The organism is Bacillus cereus group sp. MYBKT14-1, assembly GCF_051915185.1.
GTDB classification, from domain to species: Bacteria; Bacillota; Bacilli; order Bacillales; family Bacillaceae_G; genus Bacillus_A; species Bacillus_A cereus.
Window position 1 is genome coordinate 184,507 of sequence record NZ_JBQAEF010000010.1, and the last position, 19,668, is coordinate 204,174.

The following is a 19,668-nucleotide window of genomic DNA, read 5'->3' on the forward strand; positions in this document are numbered from 1 at the left end:
TATTTTGTATATTTAGTTTATTTCTCGTGTGACAGTTCGTGGCTGTTCAATTGTGACAATTTTTTTATATTTAACTTGATATAAAATGTAACAAATAATCATAAATGGAATGCCACAATAAAGAGCAATTCTTTGATCTGGAATGAAAGCCAAACTAACAAATGTAATGAAATTCAGCGAAAACGCTACGATTGGAACTAGTGGATAGAGCGGTGTACGATATTTTAAATCATTTATGTTGCCACCGTTTTTCACGAAATTTCTACGGAAGAAAAACTGTGAAGCGGCGATTGACATCCAAACGACAACGGCAGCCATTGCTGCAATAGATGTTAAAACTAGAAAGACAGTATCTGCCGCAAATACACTTGTTAGTAAGGACAGGCTAGCGAAAATTAGGCTGAAAATTAATGCATTTAGCGGTACACCTTTTTTAGTTAATTTCGTAAATGCTGGACTTACCATTCCTTGTTTTGCCATCGCCCACAGCATACGAGAATTTGCGTAGAGACCAGAGTTAGCAACGGATAATACAGCTGTAATAATAACAAAGTTCATAATGTCTGCTGCATATGGGACACCGGCTACATCAAATACAAGTACAAAGGGACTTTCGACTAGATTAGCCTCTTGCCATGGGAGTAAACCTACAACAACTGATATCGCTAAGACGAAGAAGAAGAGAGTTCGCCAAATTGTGTTTTTAATTGCTTTTGGAATTGTTTTTTCAGGATTTTCACTTTCGCCTGAAGCAATTCCGATTAATTCTGTTCCTTGGAAGGAGTAATTTACTGTAATCATCGTAAGAAGAACAGCTAATGCACCATTTGGAAATAGCCCGCCATTTTCAGTGAAATTATGAAGCATTGGGGCTGGCTTTCCATTAAAGTCTAGTAGACCGAACATAACAGCGCCGCCAAGTACGATGAAAATAACAATTGTTGCGACTTTTACACTTGCGAACCAAAACTCTGCTTCTGCATATGCTTTTGCTGATAAAGCGTTTACGAGGAAGAGTGCTGCTGCAAATGTAACGCACCAAATCCATGAAGAAACGTCTGGAAACCAGCGTTTCATTAAAATACTTACAGTTGTTAACTCTACGCCAACTGTAACAGCCCAATTTAACCAATACATCCAACCGACAACAAATCCAAAACCAGGTGAAATGAATTTGCTTGCATAACTTTGGAATGAACCTGCTTCTGGCATAGCGACGGATAATTCACCAAGACATAACATCGTTAAATACATAACAAATCCACCGACTAAAAATGCGAGAATAGCACCACCAGGTCCGGCATTATGGACAATTTGACCAGATCCCATAAATAACCCGGTTCCGATAACACCGCCGAGTGCAATCATAAATAGGTGTCTACTTTTCATTGTTCGTTTTAAATCTGTTTGTTCAATTTGTTGATTCATATGCCCCTCACCCCGTATTTTCTTGAATGTGTGAACTTCGTTTTATTCTGAGTTTTTAATCATTAGTGGGGGATGCAACACACACTCGGTTTATTTGCTATGAAATGAATGGAGTATGTAAAAAAACGAACTATGACTAAATACTCTAAGAATTTTTGTTAACATGGTGATATCTTCACCATGTTAACAAATTTGATTTTAGCAAAATATTCTGGAAATGTATATTTATTTTTCTTTTTATTAAAAATAATTAGAATTTTTATAATTAATTCTATGATCGATAATTCACATGATCTTTCTAGCAAACTAGTAAGAAGAAGGGTACAATGATAAGAGTTGTGTCTGTAAAATAATAATTAATGGAGTTTGTTTATAATGAAAAAATTAAAATATCTTTTTGTTTTTGGGATTATACTTGCTGCTGCGTTTTTTATAGGGAAAGATAAAATCATGCAAAAGGCGCAAGTTCTACGCTTAGAGTTTCTATCTGAAATGAAAGAAGCAGCTATGATTGAAGAGGTTCCGTTTATTAAACAATTACCAGAATTACCTCGAGGATGTGAAGTGACAAGTTTAGCTATGTTGCTGCAATATAAAGGTGTACAAGTAGATAAGATGCAACTTGCTAGCGAAATTCATCGTGTTCCATTTGAACAAAATGGTTTGCGTGGAAATCCTTACGAGGGATTTGTGGGAAATATTTATACAAAGGCAGAGCCTGGGTATGGTGTATACAATAAACCAATCTTTGATTTAGCAGAAAAATATGTTCCTGAAAAAGTAATTAATTTAACAGGTAGAGACATGCAAGATATATATAAAGTAATTAGTTCTGGCTCTCCGGTATGGGTCATTATTAATACGACGTTTAAGCCGCTAGCTGAAAGTAGTTTTGAAACATGGAATACGAGTTCAGGCGAAGTGAAAATTACATATTATGAGCATAGTGCAGTAGTAATTGGATATGATCAAAACTTTGTATATGTAAATGATCCTCTTAAAAATAATCCACGTTTGGCTGTTCCGCGAGCAGAATTTGAGAGAGCTTGGGAGCAAATGGGAAAACAAGCAATTACTATTTTATAATAATGAAAAAGTCATCTTTGGGATGGCTTTTTCTTTTTGGTTTATTAACACTGAAAATTCAGAATATTCTTTTAAAAGTTAACGATTCACGTTATAATAACATTTAACTTGGTGAAGAAGGGGAGAAGAGAAATGGATGTTGCAAAGGAACTTGTTTTGTCAAAAAATCAGTTAGTTGAGTGGAGAAGGCATTTTCATAAGTATCCAGAGTTATCTTTTCAAGAAGAGAAAACATCGCAGTTTGTGTTCGATATACTTCGGAAATTCCCATATTTAGAAGTGTCACGGCCGACTAAATATAGTGTGATGGCAAAGTTAGTAGGTAAACATCCGGGCAAAACAGTTGCGATTCGAGCCGATATGGATGCTCTTCCTATTCATGAAGAAAATGAGTTTGATTTTATTTCTACATATAAAGGTGTAATGCATGCATGTGGTCATGATGGACATATAGCGATATTACTTGGGGTTGTACATAAGTTGGTAGAAGAAAGAGAGAAGATTAAAGGGGAGATTCGTTTTCTATTCCAACATGCTGAAGAGAATTTTCCTGGTGGTGCAGAGGAGATGGTTGCTGCAGGTGTAATGGAAGGTGTGGATTATATTATTGGTGCTCACCTTTGGGCGTCGTTAGAGGTTGGGAAAATAGGTGTTATTTATGGTCCTGCAATGGCTGCACCGGATGTTTTTAAAATTAAGATAGAGGGAAAAGGTGGACATGCTGGAATCCCTCATGAAACGGTGGATAGTATTGCAATCGGAACACAAGTCGTTTCGCAACTTCAGCAAATTGTATCTCGCCTCACGAATCCGTTAGATTCCCTTGTAGTATCTGTTACGCAATTTCACGCTGGGACAACCCATAATGTGATTCCAGAACAAGCAGAGATTGAAGGGACAGTGCGGAGTTTAAGACATGAGTTGCGGGAAGAAACAGAGAAAAGGATTGAACAGATCGTAAAGCACGTGACAGAAGCTTACGGAGCGAAATATACGTTTTCTTATGAATATGGATATCGTCCAGTAGTAAATGATTATGAAGTTACAGAGATTATTGAGCAAACAGCATTACAGCTTTATGGAAGGGAAAGAGTTACTCGTTTACAGCCGACGATGGCTGGAGAAGATTTTTCAGCATTTTTACAAAAAGCACCAGGGACATTCTTTTTTATCGGAGCAGGAAATAAAGAGAAAGGAATTATATATCCTCATCATCACCCTCGTTTTACGATTGATGAAGATGCATTACCGATTGGCGTGGAAGTCTTTGTATCATCGATTATGAATTTCATAAGTAAAGGAGAATGAGATGAAGAAAATACACGTATTAGCGCTTATTCCAGTTTTTTGTTTAGTTGTTGGCCCCGTATTTGCTAATTCAGTTACTCCTTACATATTAGGGATGCCATTTTTATTATTTTGGATATTATTATCAGTCCTTATTACATCTCTTTGTATGGGGATTGTGTACGTATTTGATCCTGCTAATAAGGAGGATGTAAAATGACCGCATTACTTATCATTATTTTGTTTTTGTTTCTCGCACTATTTTTAGGAATTCGGGCACAACATGGAAAAGATATGAATTTAGAGCAATGGTCAGTTGGAGGAAGAGGTTTTGGCACTATTTTTGTTTTTCTTCTTATGGCAGGTGAAATTTATACGACATTCACATTTTTAGGTGGAAGTGGATGGGCGTATAGTAAAGGAGCACCTACTTTCTATATTTTAGGTTATGGTGCATTAGCTTATATTTTATCTTATTTTTTATTACCACCAGTTTGGAAATATGCAAAAGAGCATAATTTAGTTTCACAGCCAGATTTTTTTGTGAAGAAATATAAGAGTCAGGCACTTGGCCTTATCGTTTCTATCATTGGAGTTATTTCGATTATCCCATATCTTGTTTTACAGTTGAAAGGATTAGGAATTATCGTTTCGGAAGCGTCGTACGGAAAGGTATCACCAGTTATCGCGGTGTGGATTGGCGCAATTGTTATAACGATATATGTAATGGTTTCAGGTATACACGGCTCGGCTTGGACGGCTGCTTTGAAGGATATTATGATACTGTTTATCGTTATGTTTTTAGGTATATATTTACCGTACCATTATTACGGAGGATTTCAGCCGATGTTTGAAGCTGTAGAAGCAGCAAAACCAGGATTTTTATCTTTACCTGATGAAGGAATGAGCATTTCTTGGTTTGTTTCTACTATTGTATTAACAGCTCTCGGTTTCTATATGTGGCCCCATACATTCGCCTCTGCTTTCTCTGCAAAAAATGAAAAAGTATTTCGTAAAAATGCGGCCATTATGCCACTGTATTCTTTAGTTTTACTTTTCGTGTTCTTTGCAGGATTTGCAGCTATTTTGCAAGTTCCTGGATTAAAGGGAGGAGATGTAGACCTATCGTTATTCCGTCTGGCTCTTCAAACTTTTGATCCTTGGTTTATTGGGATTATTGGTAGTGCTGGAGTTTTAACGGCATTAGTTCCAGGTTCTATGCTTGTCATGGCCGCTTCCACATTATTAGCGAAAAATATTTACCGAACAATGGTCCCATCTGCTTCGGATCGACAAGTTGCAAAAGTGGCGAAATTATTTGTTCCTGTAGTAACGCTTGTAGCTGTTTTGTTTACTTTTAAAGGTGGAGAAACGATAGGAGCGCTTCTTTTAATGGGGTATAGTATAGTGACACAACTTTTCCCTGCACTTGTATGTAGTTTGTTTCCACGTCAGATTATTACGAAGCAAGGAGCAATTGCAGGGATGGGGATTGGTTTGTTAGTGGTTGCGTATATTACTTTATCTGGCTCAACTATAGCTACGATGTTTCCGGGTTTCCCTCAATATATAAAAGATTTAAATGTGGGTATAGTCGCATTGTTAATGAATATGATTGTGATGTTTATCGTTAGCGGATTCACCAAAAATGTATCTATAAAGAAAAACGATATAATAGTAGAAAAGTAATTCGTATGCTAGAGCTACCTTTGAAAAGAGATAGCTCTTTTTTGTATATATTTTCTTCTATTAGCGGAATCTAACTAAAAACTTGTTGAAAAGGAAGTTAGGTGGGGGACTTGTTAGAGCTAAAAGGTAACTTATTTGAAGTTATGAAAGAAATTAGGGATGAGTTAGGTTCGCCTAATGATTTAACAATTAGGGAAGTTGCCCTTGCTGGTAGTTTTACACGCTGTGCTGTTGTTTTTTTATGTGGGCTAACAGATAAGGATAATGTTTATAAATATGTCGTTCGTACACTTCAATATGAAGAAGTACAAAAAGACGAAGCTGTTGTTCAAACATTATTGGATCGCTTTATTTCTATTGCAGAAGTAGGTAAGAAGACAACGTTTCCAGATATTATAAATGCGATTTTAGCGGGAGATACAGTCATATTAATTGATAATATTCAAACTGCTATCGTAATTAATAGTAGAGCTTGGGAAAAAAGAAGTTTAGAACCGCCAGTAACAGAAGATTTAATACGTGGACCGAGGGTCGGATTAAATGAAGATATTAACGTAAATAAAATGTTAATTCGCCGTAGTTTACGTGACCCAAAGCTGAGATTTCAATCTTATATTATGGGAAAGAGATCCCAAAAAGAAGTGACTTTAGTATATATAGAAGACATTATCAATCCTTACATTGTAAAAGAGCTAGATCGGCGTCTTCAATCCATAGTGACAGATGTCGTTTTTGAGACGGGTACAATTGAGCAATTAATTCAAGATAATAATTTATCACCGTTTCCGCAGTTTTTGAATACGGAAAGGCCTGATAATATTGTGGCCTCATTAGCGAAAGGAAAGGCAGCTATTTTGGTGGATGGATCACCTTTTGCCCTTATAGCTCCGCTAGTATTTGTTGATATTTTTCAATCTGTGGAAGATCACTATGAGCGTTGGGTAATAGGGACTTTATTAAGAATTTTGCGGATGGGTTCTGGTATAGTTGCAATTTTAATGCCGGCGATGTATGTAGCGCTCGTCTCATATCACCAAGGACTTATTCCTTCTAAATTGGCTTATTCGATTGCTGGAGCAAGAGAAGGTGTTCCTTTTCCTGCCTATATTGAAACGTTAATGATGGCATTAACGATGGAGTTAATAAGAGAAGCAGGAATTAGGTTGCCGAAACCGATGGGACAAACAATTGGGATTGTAGGTGGTCTTGTAATTGGAGAGGCAGCGGTGAATGCAGGAATTGTAAATCCATTTTTAGTTATCATTATTGCGGTTACAGCTATTGCTACATTTTCACTTCCAGTGTATAGCATCACAATTACGTTTCGGATTTTACTTTTCGTCTTTGTGTTAGCAGCAACGGCTTTTGGGTTGTATGGAATCATTCTAGCTCTTATTGCGCTTGCTGTTCATATTACAAATTTAACAAGTGTTGGTGTACCGTATACAACTCCAATTGCTCCCGCATTTTATAAAGATTGGAAAGAAGAGTTTATTCGCATGCCAAAATCAATGTTGAAAGAGAGACCGGAATATTTACAAACGAAAGATTCTACAGTACGTCCAAAGGAGCGAAAATAATTGAAACCATTTGAGTATGGCGATGAAGAAATTGGATCTCGGGAAATTGGGTTTGCGGTATCATCGACCATTATTGGTATAGGAGCATTATCTATGCCAAGGGATATTGCTAACCAAACTTTATTTTCAGATGGTTGGATTATTTTGCTTTCGGGTGGATTGATATGTGCAGTTTTAGGCTGGTTTGTGACGAGGGTGGCTATTTTATTTCCAAAACAAAACTTTGTTCAATATACGAGTACACATTTGACAAAGCCGGTAGCATACACGATTAGTATGGTTTTAGTATTAACGTTTGCTGCTTTGACAGCATATGAATCACGAATGATTGCAATAATTTCGCAAACGTATTTATTTAGTGAGACACCGGTACAGTTACTATCTTTTTTCTTCTTATTAGTTGTTATCTATGGAATAGCAGGGTCGAGAGCAGCTTTATTACGATTAAATGTTATGTTCTTACCTATTGTCCTAATTGCAATAGTGCTTCTTTCTTTATTAAATATAAATTTAATGGAAATAAACAATTTGTTTCCAGCTTTCCAAACGGAAGTAAGTCAATACGCTGTTGGGGTTAAAAATTCTATATTCACATTTATTGGATTTGAGGTAGCTCTGTTTTATGCTGTGTTGTTGAATGATAAGACAGCGAAAAAGGCACCAATGGCAGTTGCGAAAGCAGTAATAGTAAATGTGCTCTCATACATTTTAATTTATGTAACTTGTATTAGTGTTTTTACGTATATGACAACTCGTGGATTGACATATCCAACAATTGAGTTAGGGAAAGAAATTGAAATTGGTGGAGGCTTTTTAGAAAGGTTCGATGCAATTTTTTTTACGACTTGGATTATTACTATTTATAACACTACAGCAATGTATTATGACGTCGCATCTTTATTATTTTGTGCCATGTTTCCGAAAGTGAAGAAACATATTTTTATTTTCGGAAGCGCGCCTCTGATTTTTATGCTGAATATGCTCCCTGGTAATTTAGATATGTTATCAAGTTACGGAACGTATTTAGCGTGGATAGATATGGGGTTTGTCGTATTAGCTCCTTTGTTAGTTTTTATTGTATATAAAATAAAAAGAAGGAATGGTAGAAATGAAACACCTTCTTAAAATTATAATGGTTATGGTTTTAGCTGGATCTATAAGTGGGTGCTCTGAACTAGAAGAAATAGAAGAAAGAGGATTTGTAGTAGGCGCAGCTTACGATATTGTGAAGAAAAAGAAATCAAATCCGATTATGAAAGGGACGTATCAGATGGTACTTCCCAGTAAGTTAGCACAACAAGGTGGACAGGGCGATGGAGATAGTGAAAATTATATTAACGTAAGTGCGAAAGCAGATAGCGTCTTTGAGCAAATAAGAATAATTGCTAAAAAAATTAGTCGAACATTATTTTTTCCGCATATACAAGTCATTATTTTTTCGGATGAATTACTAGCGAATCCGTATGTTTTACAAAATACGTTAGATGTATATTTTCGTGATCATGAAATGAGAAGAAATATTCGTTTGTTCGTTTCCAAGAAAAATGCAGAATCTATTTTAAAACAAAGTGCAAAACCTGAAAACTTACCGGCGCAGTACATTGATATGTTAGCTGAACATCCTCCGAAAAACGCTCAAATGATTGAGGCGGCGAGAATTGGTGAAGTACAAGGGAAAATGATCGCAGATCGAAGTTTTGCATTACCTCTCTTAGGATTAACTAAACAAGGCGTACAAATGGAAGGAGCGGCATTGATCCGTGGAAAGGATAATAAGTGCGTTGGAACTTTGAGTGGAGAACAAACATTAGGAATGAACTATGTAATAGGTAAAAAAATTGGAGGTTTCTTTACTGTTCGTAAAAAGAATCAGCTCATTACATATGAAATTCATAAGTTGCGCCGAAAGATCCAAGTGTCTACTGAAAATGCTACAAAACCGAAGTTTGATATTCATTTGTCCACAGAAGGCATATTAGCTGAATTACATTTTAATGAACCGAAACAAGTGATGAATGAAAAGTTTTTAAAGAAAGAGATTTCAAAGGAAATGAAGAAGCGTATTGAAAAGTCTATACAGCTTGTTCAAAAAAAATATAAGGTAGATGTATTGGAATTAGGAGAGGTATATAAGAGGCATAATTATAAAGAGTGGAAGAAAATTAGTAAGAATTGGGATCAAGGCCAAAATTATTTTAGTAATGCTGAAATTAATGTTCACGTTGATCCAACAATTGAACATTCAGGTTCAGCATTACCAAAGAAAGTGAAGTAAGGTGATGGAAGTTGTTTACTGGATTAGGAATTAGTTGCACAATATTAATAGCGATTCTTCCAGGAGCCATATACTTTATTCATAAGAAACTCACAACGTATGGAGTGCAGCCTTGGAATACTGATGTGCAAAAAAAGAAACCTGAATGATTTCAGGTTTCTTTTATACAAAGCATATGTGAAGGGGGATACCTTCTATGTATGCTTTGCTTTATACAAGCCCTAACCAATGTACCAATTGTGTAGAGAGGAATGTCACAACAATGGCGATAACGGTAGGGATTGCAAACGATAAGAATGTCCATTTTGCACTTTTTGTTTCTTTATATATGTTAACCAGTGTTGTTCCGCACGGGAAATGAAGAAGTGAGAACAACATTGTGTTTAACGCTGTTAACCAAGTCCAACCATTTTCTAGGAATAGATTTTTAATTTGATTAAAATCATCTATTTCAGTTAAAGCCCCAGTTGATAAGTAAGACATTAATAAAATTGGGATAACAATTTCATTCGCTGGTAGTCCAAGAATGAACGCAGCTAGAATAAAGCCATCAAGTCCTAACATTTTAGCGAATGGATCCAGGAAGTTTACAAAATACATAAGTAAGCTTGTGTCACCGATAAAAATGTTAGCAAGTAACCAAGTTAATGCAGCTGCAGGGGCAGCAACAACTATAGCTCGTTTTAAAACGTAGATTGATTTATCGAGTGTTGCGCGAACAATTGTATTCCAAACTTTTGGCTTGCGGTACGGAGGTAACTCAAGTGTGTAGTGAGTTGGAACCCCTTTTAAGGCTGTTTTTGATAGTACCCAAGAAACAGTTAATGTCATAATAACACCAAGTACAACCATTCCAACTACAACGCCAGCAGTAACCAATGTTTGCATACTGCCTGTATAACCAGCAGCCATAAATAGTGAAGCCATTAAAATTAACATAGGCCAGCGACCGTTACAAGGAACGAAGTTGTTCGTTAAAATTGCTAGCATACGTTCACGTGGTGATTCAATGATACGTGTTGACATAATGGCTGCTGCATTACAACCAAATCCCATTGCCATTGTTAAAGATTGTTTCCCGTGTGCGCCGGATCGTTTGAATAAGCGGTCCATATTAAACGCGACACGTGGTAAGTATCCGTAGTTTTCTAATAGCGCGAACATAGGGAAAAAGATTGCCATAGGTGGTAGCATAACGCTAATAACAGCACCGATACCACGGAACAAACCAAGTATTAAAATGCCATGTAACCATTCAGGTGCATGCGCTGCTTGGAACCAAGATGTTAAATATCCTTCGGCCCATCCGAAGAATTCGGCAATCATATCAGATGGTACGTTAGCGCCTGCAATTGTAAGATAAAAAATAATAGATAAAATACCGAGCATAATTGGGAATCCCCAGATTGGAGATGTAAAAATTTTATCTAGTTTTTCAGAACGATATAATTTATCAGTATTTGTATATTGGACAGATTCTTTACATATGCTTGCAGATGTTCGGTAAATATCTCCGACTATATCATCTCGTATATCTTCTTTTGAAAGTGTTTGTGCATGTTGAATAATATAGTCTAATGGAAGAGCTTTACTGGCTGAGTGAGATTCCATTAATTACGACCTCCCTTACAAGTGGTTCATTATGGTGTTTTTGAAGTGTAGTTAAGAAATTTTTATCTCCATCTAATATACGTAACGCAATCCAACGTGCTGGATACGTATCACCGAACACTTTATAAATTTGTGGTTCTAATTCCTGAATCATATTTTCGATTTTTTCGCTGTAAGTAATTTTAATTGGTGTTGGAATTAGTTTTTTATTTGCTACTTTTGCAATAACATTTAGCAAATGACCAATACCTACTCGGTTACGTGCTGAAATTTTAACGACAGGTACACCAAGTGATTTTGCTAATTTCTTTTCATCGATAACAATCCCTTTTTTCTCGGCTTCATCAATTAAGTTAATGCAAATGACTACATTGTTTGTCATCTCCATCACTTGAAGTGCTAAATTTAAATTTCTTTCCATAGCAGTTGCGTCTATAACAACTACAGTTACTTCTGGTTTTTCAAATATAATATAATCCCTCGCTACTTCTTCGTCTGCGGAATTTGAGTATAGCGAGTAAGTTCCAGGTAAATCTATTAATGTATAATTACTTCCGTTATGTTCATATTCTCCTTCAGCTTTTAAAACAGTTTTTCCCGTCCAGTTTCCAGTATGTTGTTTTAAGCCTGTTAAAGTATTAAATAATGTACTTTTCCCTGTATTCGGGTTACCAGCTAAAGCGATACGATGTTTGCTCATCTGAAATCATCTCCTATTAATACCCCGAAAATAAGGGAGCTTTCTTCTTTACGCAGTGCAATAGTTGTGTTACTCACTTGATAAGCGACCGGATCTCCAAGTGGACTGCGTTGCAATACTTTAATCGTCGCCCCCGGGATAAATCCCAAATCTAATAAGCGTCGTTTCATAGTTCCTTCTAATTGTATCTTCTCAATTTGTACAAACTCTCCTATTTTAAATTCGGAAAGTGGTTTTATATTAGCCGATACCATAAAAGTTACCTCATCTCTATATTTTTAGTTTGAGTTTAAAAAGTTTCCTAAGGTAAACTTTTTGTTAGTAATATAGTAGACTACATTGGATTATGTTGTCAATTAGTACTTTAAAAATATTCATTTATTTTTAGAATTGTTCCAATTTATTTAGTTGTACTAAAAAATATTACTGAAATTATTTTTAATGTGCATAAATTAGGTGTGTAAAAATTACAAAATACAGCGGAATTGTAAATGTAACTTTAACGAAAAGGGAAAAAGAGAGAAAAACATTTACATTGAATTTACATTGTTAAGAATATATTTACATTGCAGTGTAGTTAGTGTGGTTTTTGTTTGGTTATTTAACTATAAATGTTGGGATTTCTAGCTTTTAAGGATTATTATCGTCATTTACTTAAAATTAAAAATTGCTTAACACTCACATAATATTGTTGTCCTACAATGAATTTGTGTTCGAAAGAAAATGAATTCGAAAAGTGATAATCCAAATGGGGGTACAAGACATGGTTATGAAAAAAGGTATTAAATTTTCTTTAGCAGCTTTAGTGGTAGCAGGAGCATTAGTTGGTTGTGGGAAAGCAGAAGATACAACTAGTAAAGACACTGCTAAAGGAAGCGATAATACAAAACAAGAATTATCAGGTACGATTGCAGCGGCTGGTTCTACAGCTCTTCTACCTCTTGCGGAGGAAGCTGGAAAGAAATTCATGGAGAAAAATTCAAAAGTTTCTATTCAAGTTCAAGGTGGCGGTAGTGGAACTGGGATTAACCAAGTAGCATCTGGTGCAGTACAAATTGGTAATTCAGATGTTCCGTCCGGAGATAAAATAAAAGATGCTGAAAAGGCGAAAGAATTAGTAGATAACAAGGTAGCGGGTATTGCATTCGCTCTTGTCGTAAATAAAGATGTAAAAGTTGATAACTTAACAATGCAACAAGTACAAGATATCTTCACTGGAAAAGTAACAAACTGGAAAGAAGTAGGCGGAAAAGATGAAAAAATCAATGTAATTAATCGTCCGGCTTCATCTGGTACACGTGCTACATTTGAAAAAACGATTATGAAAGACGCGAAAATTAATGATGGAACTGGTACAACACAAGATTCTAACGGTGCAGTAGAGCAAGCGATTAACTCTACTCCTGGTTCGGTGAGTTATTTAGCAATGTCTTACATGGTGGGCGAGAAAAAAGGCGCACTACAAACAGTGAAAATTGATGGTGCTGAACCGAAAGTTGAAAACATCGCGTCTGGTAAATATCCATTCTGGTCTTACGAATATATGGTAACAAAAGGTGAAGCGAAGGAAGCGACGAAAGCTTATATCGATTATGTAAAAGGTAAAGATTTTGAAAAGCAAGTAGAAGATATGGGCTACATTCCAATGTCTAAATTAAATAAGTAATAAAATTTTATGGGGCTGGCTGCAAGGCCAGTCCTGTTCATTTCAATCTGTGAAGTGGGGTCTGTCCTGTGATGAAGGGGAAAAAGCAAATTAATTACGTGAAAAGTGAATATATAGGAAGATCACTTGTTACGTTTTGTGGTATTTTTATTGTTTTAATTACATTAGCTATTATTGCGTTTATTTGTGGGAAAGGTATTCAATCTTTTACACAAAGTGGTATCTCATTTACTGAGATGTTAACATCGACAAAATGGAATCCAAATGCTGAGCAAGGATCCTTCGGGGCTTTAATTTTCATTGTAGGTTCAACGGTGGTTTCGTTAGGCGCGGTTATTATTAGTGCACCAATTGCTATAGCTCTTGCTATATTCATGAATTTAATTTCGCCAAAGTTTGGAAATAAAGTATTGAAGCCTGTTCTAGAATTGTTAGTTGGTATTCCTTCGGTTGTATACGGATTATTAGGTGTTACGATTTTAGTACCACTATTACGTGATTCGTTTGGGGGAGTAGGCTTTAGTTTAATTGCAGGTATTGTTGTATTAAGTATTATGATTTTACCTACTATTGCTAGTATCGCTTCTGATGCAATACGTTCTGTTCCATTTGATTATTTAGAAGCTTCTTATGGTCTAGGATCAACGAAATGGCAAGCGATTAGCCGAGTGATTGTTCCTGCTGCGAAAAAAGGGATTTTAACAGGTGTTGTTTTAGGCTTAGCGCGTGCTTTTGGTGAAGCGTTAGCGGTTCAAATGGTAATCGGGAATACAATTAAATTACCAGAAGGAATATATAGTCCGACAGCGACGTTAACTGGTATTTTAACAATGGACATGACGAATACATTGAACGGAACTGCTTGGAACAATGCGCTATGGACTTTAGCGATGATTTTACTTGTTATTTCATTCCTGTTTATTTTAGTAATTCGAGCGATTGGGCAAAGAGGTGAGCGATAATAATGAATGCAAGAACGGTAAATAAAGTTTGGACGGGTATCTTTTATGCGGTTGCGGCTTTAGTTGTAGCTTTGCTAGTGTTCTTAGTATTTGAGATTTTACAAAAGGGATGGGGATTTTGGGATCCTAATTTCTTGTTTGGAGAACCAAGCAATACAAGAGCTGGTGGTGGGATTGGTCCGCAGTTATTCAATTCCTTCTATATGCTTGTTATAACGCTTATTATATCTATTCCTCTTGGATTAGGTGCTGGAATATATTTAGCGGAGTACGCAAAACAAGGACGTTTTTTAAATTTTGTTCGTCTATGTATAGAGACGATGGCGTCTTTACCTTCTATTGTTGTTGGTTTATTTGGTTTGTTAGTGTTCGTTACAATGACAGGTTGGGGATACACAGTAATGGGTGGTGCTCTTGCTTTAACTATTTTAAATTTACCAGGTTTAACGCGTGTTTGTGAAAATGCGATTTCAGAAGTTCCTCAGAATGTAAAAGAGGCAAGTCTTGGATTAGGTGCAACGAAGTGGCAAACAATCGCTCGTATTATTATCCCATCGTCATTACCACAAATTATTACAGGGATTATTTTAGCGGCGGGTCGTATATTTGGGGAAGCGGCAGCATTAATTTACACAGCGGGTTTAACATCCCCGATTTTAAATTCAGCAGCGGATTTCTCAAGTCCTGCGCATCCTTTAAATCCGTTTAGACCAGCTGAAACATTAGCGGTTCACATTTGGAAATTAAATTCTGAAGGAGTTATTCCAGATGCGAAGTTGATTGCGACAAAATCTGCAGCTGTATTAATTATTATGGTATTACTATTCAATGTTATTTCACGCTTGATAGCATCTATATTACACAAGCGCTTTACAGGAACGAAAAGAAAAAGTAAAACAACGAAAAAGGTAAAAGCGGCATAAATTATAAAGAAGAACTCTCTATTTATAGGTAGGGGGTTCTTTTGTATTTTAATATAGAAGGAATGGATGTAATGATTGTTGAATTTGTGATTAATTATAAAGAAGAACAGATGTAATTTAGAGAGGAGCTTTAATTTGTTTTTTCTGCAAATGTCAGGTTTTCCTGGGTCAGGAAAATCGACAGTTTCTAAGTATATAGCGAAATTAACAGGTGCTGTAATTATAGATCATGATGTTTTGAAATCCGCGTTGTTAAAATCATTAAAAGTAAAAGGAATTGAATCAACGATTGTTGGTGGGCTTGCGTATGATGCCGAATGGGTATTGATTGATTCTTATTTAGAACAAGGGCATAGTGTTATATTGGATAGTCCGTGTTTATATGAGGGAATGGTTGAAAAAGGGATTGAACTATCAAATAAACATGGTGTGAAATATAAATATATTGAGTGTTATCTTAATGATATGGAAGAGATTAATAGGAGACTGCAAACACGTAAGCGTATGATCAGTCAAATTGAAAAGGTGGAGTCGGAAGTAGGTTTTAAAAAGTGGTTAAATGGTAGTAAAAGACCTTCAAATAATGAATACCTTATTGTGGATTCTAGTAAACCTATAGAGCAATATGTGGAAAAAATGATGGATTATATGACTAAATAGAGAAAAGGCGTTATCTTCATTTGTGAAGATAACGCCTTTTGTTTTTAAATATCAGGTGTTTCTGTAGAAGTGCTTATTTTCCTACGGGAGCGTCTTTTTCTCCCGATTTTATCTAATAGTTCATACATAACTGGAACGACTACTAATGTAAGAGCAGTTGAGACTGCCAAACCGCCGATGACAACGACGGCTAAACTTTTTGATACCATACTTCCTGCTTGGGATTGGCCAAATAGGAGTGGGAGCATAGCAACGATTGTTGTAATAGCTGTCATAATAATTGGGCGTAGTCTAGTAGAACCTGCTTCAAGTAAGGCTTCTCTAGTTTCCATTCCATGTTCCCGATTTTGTTGGACTCTTTCTATTAATACAATAGCGTTTGTAACAACAATCCCGATTAACATTAATGCGCCGATCAAGGAATTTACATCAACAGGTGTTCGTGAAATGATTAATCCTAAAATACCACCGACAGCAGCTAATGGTAAGGAGAATAGGATTGCAAAAGGAGCACGTGCTTGCCCGAAGGTGATAACCATAATTAAATATACAATCCCGATTGCAATCCCCATAATTTTGAATAAATCTGTAAAATTCTCTTGCATAGATTCAGTAGCTCCTGCGATATTTACTTTTGCACCACCAGGTAAATCTAAGTCAGTCATCGCTTTATTTACTGCTGTGTTTACTTTACTCAAATCTTCATTTGAAGCTTCGGCTGTAATTTGGATTGTTTCTTTTCCGTCTTTATGGAAAATTTCTGTTTGTATTTGTTTTTCTGAAATAGTTGCGATGTCTTTTAAAGGTATTGGTCCATTAATAGGTGATAGTATGTTTGTATTTAAAATATCTTCTTGTTTATTAATGTTTTCTTTTTTGTGTTCTATCATAATAGTAGCTTTTTCATTATTAATTGTAATTTCGCCAATAGGTGATTTCTTCATAAGGAATGCTACTTGTTGCGCAGCTATTTCTGGTGTTAAACCTAGTTGTTCAGCCTTTGTTTGATCAATATGAATTTGCCATTCTTTCTTAGAGTCTTCTAAATTTGCTTTTACTTTAGAAAGATCATCCATGCTTTTTAGTTTTGTTTCAACGATAGTAGCCGCTTCTTTTAAATCCGCTTCGTTAGTAGCTGTTACGTTAAATTGTAAGTTATTGCCGCCGCCAGAGCTTGAATAACTTGTTTTTATATAATCAAGTTCAGCAGGCTCAAAAGTTTTATGTTCCTTTTTTAACTCTTTAATATATTGATCAATATCAGAACCTTTTTTAAAGACTACGAATATACTAGCGAGGTTATTTTTAGTTGTTTGCCCCCATTGTGCATCTTCTGCACTAGATCCCATTCGTAAAATAACGTCTGTTATATCTGAATTAGAAAGTAATTTCTTTTCAAAATCAAATGCTTTTTGTTTTTGAGATTCAGCATTATAATGGGCTGGAAATGTCATGTTAATAGATAACATTGTGTCGTCTTCAGATTTTATGTTTGCTTTCGGTAGTAATATATAAGCTGCAATTGATCCTACAAATAATAAAAATGCAGTAAGTAGAATAATGAATTTATGAGAAAGAGCCCACTTTAATGTAGCGACATATCGTGATGAAGAACTTGGCTTTCGATGCTTTGTTTTTTTGAGTAGTAAAAAAGCCATAAGTGGAACAACTGTTAGTGCAACGATTAAGGATGATAATATAGAATATACAACTGCTAATACCATAGGTAACATTAATTTTCCGATTGCTCCTGATACGAGGCCGATAGGTAAAAAAACAGCGACCGTTGTTAAAGTAGAAGAAGTAATTGCGACAGTGACTTCTTTCGTTGCATCGAGAATGATATCTTTAGAGAAAGAATCTTTTTGTAAACGGCGGAAAATATTCTCGATGACAACGATACTATCATCGACGAGACGTCCAACCGCAACAGCTAAACCACCGAGGGTTAAAATGTTAAGCGTAATGTTAGATTGATGTAGTAAAAAGAGTGTTAATAAAATGGATAATGGAATACTGACAACAGCGATGAGTGTTGTTCGGAAGTTACGTAAAAAGATTAAGATAATTAGAGTTGCAGCGATTGTTCCAAGTATTACTTCTTTTCCCATGCTAGTAACAGCATTTTCAACTTGTTCATGGGTTGAAGCCAAAAGTTTAATGGAAAATTGAGCTTTATATTCCTTATCTATCTCTTTAATTTTTTTATCAATCTCTTTTCCAATGGCAACTGCATTGTTACTCGGTTCTTTCATGATGATTAATCCTGTGCCTTCTTCTCCGTTTATATGTGAGATTGTATCGTAGTGTTGTTTGATTTCAATTTGAGCAATGTCTTGCAATTTCACTTGGGGTGCCACAGTGATGTTTTTAATGTCATTTACATTTTTTATGTCCCCAATGACGCGGAGGTTGTATTCTTCCTGATTAACAGTAATTGCCCCAGCTGGAGTAGAAGTTTCTTTTCCTTGTAAAACAGTTAGTACCTGCTGTGATGTTACGTTTTTGTTTTTTAATTGGTTCGGATCAAGTACGATAGATAATTCAGAGGTGGATTTTCCGAAAAACATAACGTTGGCAACACCATCAATGTTTTCGAGTTGTGGTACGATTTCTTTTTCAATTTGTTTTTCATCTGCTTTTGAAAAACCGTTTTGTTTCTGGATAGTAATTTGAGCGAGTGGAATCATAGAAGTGTTTAATTGACTAACTACGGGCTTGGTTACATCTTTAGGTAATTTAATTGTATTGACGGCTTTTTCGACTTCGCGTGCTGCATCTTTCATGTTTGCTTTTGATGTATACGCAATGTCGATACGTGATAATCCCTCGTATGTAGAAGAAGTAATGGTGTCGACGTGTTCTAAATTGCGAAATTGTTTTTCGAGAGGATCAGTTACATCCTTTGTCATCGTTTCAGCGTCGAGTCCTTGAGATAAGGTTGTGACGGTAATTGCTGGATTGTCGATACTCGGTAAAAATTCCATAGGTAATTTAGAGCCGGAATAAACACCGAGTATGGAAATGAGAAAAATCATGATGATAATGGCAGCTCGGTTTTTTAATGAAAACTTTGTTAACCTATCCATAAAATAATTCCTCCATTGGTTTATTTATAGTTGAGTGCGTCCTTTCTTACTATATAACAAAAAATGGATATTTTTCATTAATTAAATGTAAAAAAATTCTAACAATAATTTTAAGTTCATATTTGTGTTGGAATGTTGTTATTTGTAGGGATTTAAATTTTTGAATGAGAAGGAAGGATTAATGCGCGTGAGTGGTTGTTTAATGTAGATGGAATTTTTTCTTAATGCTAAGTTATATCGTTATTCTATAGAAGGATAATTATTATAAACTTTAATATAGAAGAGAATGAAAATCTGGGAAGGTATTGTGAAATGCAATTTGGTTGAATGAAGTGTAGTATTATGCAATCAGAATAACTATTTTTAGTAGAGAGGATAATAGTTATTTCTATAGAAGAAAGTAGGATAGATAATTTTTTTGTATTTTTTATAAAAAACACTTGTTATTTAAAAAGTGTGATGGTATATTAATAAACGTCGCTGATGCGGAAACGCAGAAAACGACAAAAAAGAAATTTTAAAACTTAGTTGACATCGAAAAATGAAGATGTTAATATGATGAAGTCGCTTCTGAAGCGGCGGACAAGTTCTTTGAAAACTGAACGAAACAAACAACGTGAAACGTCAATTTTTATTTTAGATGCTAGACAAACTAACTTTATTGGAGAGTTTGATCCTGGCTCAGGATGAACGCTGGCGGCGTGCCTAATAC

General features: G+C 35.5%; 17 protein-coding genes. 11 read left to right on the plus strand and 6 right to left on the minus strand.

The window, feature by feature from the left end; genetic code table 11:
• Positions 1 to 12: 12 nt before the first annotated feature.
• On the minus strand, positions 13 to 1,428 hold the full coding sequence (locus tag ACTFO4_RS22525; RefSeq protein WP_375035571.1) for an amino acid permease: 1,416 nt from the start codon (positions 1,426 to 1,428) through the stop codon (positions 13 to 15).
• A 375-nt stretch (positions 1,429 to 1,803) separates the two neighbouring features.
• Between ACTFO4_RS22525 and ACTFO4_RS22530 the strand changes: the two genes are divergently transcribed.
• From ACTFO4_RS22530 to gerLC, 7 genes are all read left to right on the plus strand, one after another.
• On the plus strand, positions 1,804 to 2,514 hold the full coding sequence (locus ACTFO4_RS22530) for a C39 family peptidase (protein WP_242259596.1): 711 nt from the start codon (positions 1,804 to 1,806) through the stop codon (positions 2,512 to 2,514).
• Between the two features lie 132 nt (positions 2,515 to 2,646).
• Positions 2,647 to 3,822, plus strand: coding sequence for an amidohydrolase (locus ACTFO4_RS22535; protein ID WP_017673715.1), 1,176 nt, complete (start codon positions 2,647 to 2,649; stop codon positions 3,820 to 3,822).
• A gap of 1 nt (position 3,823) precedes the next feature.
• Positions 3,824 to 4,021, plus strand: coding sequence for a DUF3311 domain-containing protein (locus ACTFO4_RS22540; protein ID WP_000719856.1), 198 nt, complete (start codon positions 3,824 to 3,826; stop codon positions 4,019 to 4,021).
• Positions 4,018 to 5,490: a sodium:solute symporter family protein gene (locus ACTFO4_RS22545; RefSeq protein WP_326234979.1), complete on the plus strand. Its 1,473-nt coding sequence runs from the start codon at positions 4,018 to 4,020 to the stop codon at positions 5,488 to 5,490. The genes ACTFO4_RS22540 and ACTFO4_RS22545 overlap by 4 nt, the downstream gene beginning before the upstream one ends.
• A 101-nt stretch (positions 5,491 to 5,591) precedes the next feature.
• Entirely contained in the window at positions 5,592 to 7,070 is a 1,479-nt protein-coding gene (gerLA, locus tag ACTFO4_RS22550) for a spore germination protein GerLA (RefSeq protein WP_004402934.1), read from the plus strand.
• On the plus strand, positions 7,071 to 8,195 hold the full coding sequence (gerLB, locus tag ACTFO4_RS22555) for a spore germination protein GerLB (RefSeq protein ID WP_326234978.1): 1,125 nt from the start codon (positions 7,071 to 7,073) through the stop codon (positions 8,193 to 8,195). It abuts the gene before it with no gap.
• The gene (gerLC, locus tag ACTFO4_RS22560) at positions 8,179 to 9,345 is read left to right on the plus strand and encodes a spore germination protein GerLC (protein WP_000681648.1); all 1,167 of its coding nucleotides are present in this window, start codon (positions 8,179 to 8,181) and stop codon (positions 9,343 to 9,345) included. Before gerLB ends, gerLC begins: the two co-directional genes overlap by 17 nt.
• A gap of 210 nt (positions 9,346 to 9,555) precedes the next feature.
• On the opposite strand, the gene ACTFO4_RS22565 is transcribed toward gerLC, so the two are convergent.
• The 3 genes from ACTFO4_RS22565 to ACTFO4_RS22575 are packed head-to-tail and all read right to left on the minus strand — an operon-like array spanning position 9,556 to position 11,910.
• The gene (locus ACTFO4_RS22565; protein ID WP_000443605.1) at positions 9,556 to 10,956 is read right to left on the minus strand and encodes a nucleoside recognition domain-containing protein; all 1,401 of its coding nucleotides are present in this window, start codon (positions 10,954 to 10,956) and stop codon (positions 9,556 to 9,558) included.
• Positions 10,934 to 11,656 (minus strand): FeoB small GTPase domain-containing protein, encoded by a 723-nt coding sequence (locus ACTFO4_RS22570; protein ID WP_000033865.1) that lies wholly within the window; start codon positions 11,654 to 11,656, stop codon positions 10,934 to 10,936. Before ACTFO4_RS22570 ends, ACTFO4_RS22565 begins: the two co-directional genes overlap by 23 nt.
• Entirely contained in the window at positions 11,653 to 11,910 is a 258-nt protein-coding gene (locus ACTFO4_RS22575; RefSeq protein WP_000252982.1) for a FeoA family protein, read from the minus strand. The genes ACTFO4_RS22570 and ACTFO4_RS22575 overlap by 4 nt, the downstream gene beginning before the upstream one ends.
• 509 nt (positions 11,911 to 12,419) lie before the next feature.
• Between ACTFO4_RS22575 and ACTFO4_RS22580 the strand changes: the two genes are divergently transcribed.
• The 4 genes from ACTFO4_RS22580 to ACTFO4_RS22595 all read left to right on the plus strand — a co-directional run bounded on the left by ACTFO4_RS22580 (position 12,420) and on the right by ACTFO4_RS22595 (position 15,867).
• The gene (locus ACTFO4_RS22580) at positions 12,420 to 13,322 is read left to right on the plus strand and encodes a phosphate ABC transporter substrate-binding protein PstS family protein (RefSeq protein WP_000245108.1); all 903 of its coding nucleotides are present in this window, start codon (positions 12,420 to 12,422) and stop codon (positions 13,320 to 13,322) included.
• A 71-nt stretch (positions 13,323 to 13,393) separates the two neighbouring features.
• Positions 13,394 to 14,284 carry a phosphate ABC transporter permease subunit PstC gene (gene pstC, locus ACTFO4_RS22585; protein WP_000676677.1) on the plus strand — a complete coding sequence of 297 codons (891 nt, stop codon included), beginning with the start codon at positions 13,394 to 13,396 and terminating at the stop codon, positions 14,282 to 14,284.
• A 2-nt stretch (positions 14,285 to 14,286) separates the two neighbouring features.
• Positions 14,287 to 15,207, plus strand: a complete 921-nt coding sequence (gene pstA, locus ACTFO4_RS22590) for a phosphate ABC transporter permease PstA (protein ID WP_000994141.1) — start codon at positions 14,287 to 14,289, stop codon at positions 15,205 to 15,207.
• A 135-nt stretch (positions 15,208 to 15,342) separates the two neighbouring features.
• Positions 15,343 to 15,867 (plus strand): AAA family ATPase, encoded by a 525-nt coding sequence (locus ACTFO4_RS22595; protein WP_000465755.1) that lies wholly within the window; start codon positions 15,343 to 15,345, stop codon positions 15,865 to 15,867.
• A gap of 44 nt (positions 15,868 to 15,911) precedes the next feature.
• Here the strand turns inward: ACTFO4_RS22595 and ACTFO4_RS22600 are convergent, their stop codons facing one another.
• The gene (locus ACTFO4_RS22600) at positions 15,912 to 18,956 is read right to left on the minus strand and encodes an efflux RND transporter permease subunit (RefSeq protein ID WP_440014383.1); all 3,045 of its coding nucleotides are present in this window, start codon (positions 18,954 to 18,956) and stop codon (positions 15,912 to 15,914) included.
• Positions 18,957 to 19,480: 524 nt separating this feature from the next.
• Positions 19,481 to 19,668, minus strand: a 188-nt coding sequence (locus tag ACTFO4_RS22605) for a hypothetical protein (protein ID WP_205189829.1), incomplete at its 5' end; no start/stop codon positions are given.

Bases quoted from the DNA above. Each gene is read 5' to 3' on its own strand.
- ACTFO4_RS22535 (WP_017673715.1), top strand. From the start codon at position 2,647: ATGGATGTTGCAAAGGAACTTGTTTTGTCAAAAAATCAGTTAGTTGAG.
- ACTFO4_RS22530 (WP_242259596.1), top strand. From the start codon at position 1,804: ATGAAAAAATTAAAATATCTTTTTGTTTTTGGGATTATACTTGCTGCT.
- ACTFO4_RS22600 (WP_440014383.1), bottom strand. From the start codon at position 18,956: ATGGATAGGTTAACAAAGTTTTCATTAAAAAACCGAGCTGCCATTATC.
- ACTFO4_RS22570 (WP_000033865.1), bottom strand. From the start codon at position 11,656: ATGAGCAAACATCGTATCGCTTTAGCTGGTAACCCGAATACAGGGAAA.
- gerLC (WP_000681648.1), top strand. From the start codon at position 8,179: ATGAAACACCTTCTTAAAATTATAATGGTTATGGTTTTAGCTGGATCT.
- ACTFO4_RS22525 (WP_375035571.1), bottom strand. From the start codon at position 1,428: ATGAATCAACAAATTGAACAAACAGATTTAAAACGAACAATGAAAAGT.
- ACTFO4_RS22565 (WP_000443605.1), bottom strand. From the start codon at position 10,956: ATGGAATCTCACTCAGCCAGTAAAGCTCTTCCATTAGACTATATTATT.
- ACTFO4_RS22540 (WP_000719856.1), top strand. From the start codon at position 3,824: ATGAAGAAAATACACGTATTAGCGCTTATTCCAGTTTTTTGTTTAGTT.
- pstA (WP_000994141.1), top strand. From the start codon at position 14,287: ATGAATGCAAGAACGGTAAATAAAGTTTGGACGGGTATCTTTTATGCG.
- pstC (WP_000676677.1), top strand. From the start codon at position 13,394: ATGAAGGGGAAAAAGCAAATTAATTACGTGAAAAGTGAATATATAGGA.
- ACTFO4_RS22580 (WP_000245108.1), top strand. From the start codon at position 12,420: ATGGTTATGAAAAAAGGTATTAAATTTTCTTTAGCAGCTTTAGTGGTA.
- ACTFO4_RS22575 (WP_000252982.1), bottom strand. From the start codon at position 11,910: ATGGTATCGGCTAATATAAAACCACTTTCCGAATTTAAAATAGGAGAG.
- ACTFO4_RS22545 (WP_326234979.1), top strand. From the start codon at position 4,018: ATGACCGCATTACTTATCATTATTTTGTTTTTGTTTCTCGCACTATTT.